The sequence below is a fragment of the Xanthomonas arboricola pv. guizotiae genome, assembly GCF_002940205.1.
Taxonomy (GTDB): Bacteria; Pseudomonadota; Gammaproteobacteria; order Xanthomonadales; family Xanthomonadaceae; genus Xanthomonas; species Xanthomonas arboricola_C.
In genome coordinates this window covers 1-653 of the sequence record NZ_MDSK01000116.1, presented here as the reverse complement: position 1 = coordinate 653, position 653 = coordinate 1, and the positions used below count along the sequence as shown (strand labels likewise).

Annotated in this window: 2 protein-coding genes; both read right to left on the bottom strand. The window is 63.4% G+C overall.

Going from position 1 to position 653, the window contains the following annotated elements:
• Window positions 1-79: 79 nt before the first annotated feature.
• Complete coding sequence (locus XarbCFBP7408_RS22070; RefSeq protein WP_104564702.1) at window positions 80-286, bottom strand: integrase catalytic subunit; 207 nt, start codon at window positions 284-286, stop codon at window positions 80-82.
• Window positions 286-600, bottom strand: a complete 315-nt coding sequence (locus XarbCFBP7408_RS22065) for a DUF1153 domain-containing protein (protein ID WP_104562131.1) — start codon at window positions 598-600, stop codon at window positions 286-288. The genes XarbCFBP7408_RS22070 and XarbCFBP7408_RS22065 overlap by 1 nt, the downstream gene beginning before the upstream one ends.
• Between the last annotated feature and the right edge of the window lie 53 nt (window positions 601-653).

Sequence of the window (653 nt, the reverse complement as noted above, 5' to 3'; positions counted from 1 at the left end):
CTGGATCCGCGGGCGGGCGCCCACGGCCCGCTTGCGAACCTGCCAGCCCATGAGCTGGAAGATCCGCTGCACCGTGTTCTTATTCATGTCGAGCCGCCCGGCCACCGTGCGGTAGCCGAACGACGGCTAAGGCCTTGATCGGCTCGGCCAGCTTCGGCTGGACCTTCGGCGCTACCTTGGTCGGCTTGTAATAGACCGTTCGCCGCGCCACACCAAACCACCGGCACAGCTTCACCATCGAGACCTCGAAGCCATCGGCCCGCAGTCCCTGCTGGATCGTGACCATCAGGTCTCGTCCTTGCCCAACAGGGACGCCAATTTTTTTCGGGCGCGTAGCTCCAGCATCGCCTCGCCGTAGGCTTCCTGCAGCTCTTTGAGCTGCCGCTCGTACTGCTCCCGGACGTCCTCGGGCTTGGCCCGAAGGGCGTTCTCCATGCCCCGCTTGGCGTCCTCCACCCAGCTTTCGATCTGCGAGGGCGTCAGGTCGAACTGCCGGCTGGCCTGCGCCACCGTCGTCTTGCCCTGGATGATCTCTAGCACCAGCGCCGACTTGCGCCGCGCCGTCCAGCGTTTGATCTCTTCGTCCATTACTTGGCTCATCGTGCTCTCCGTCAAAAGGTAGCACCTGAGCAGGAAATCACTGGGTCATTACA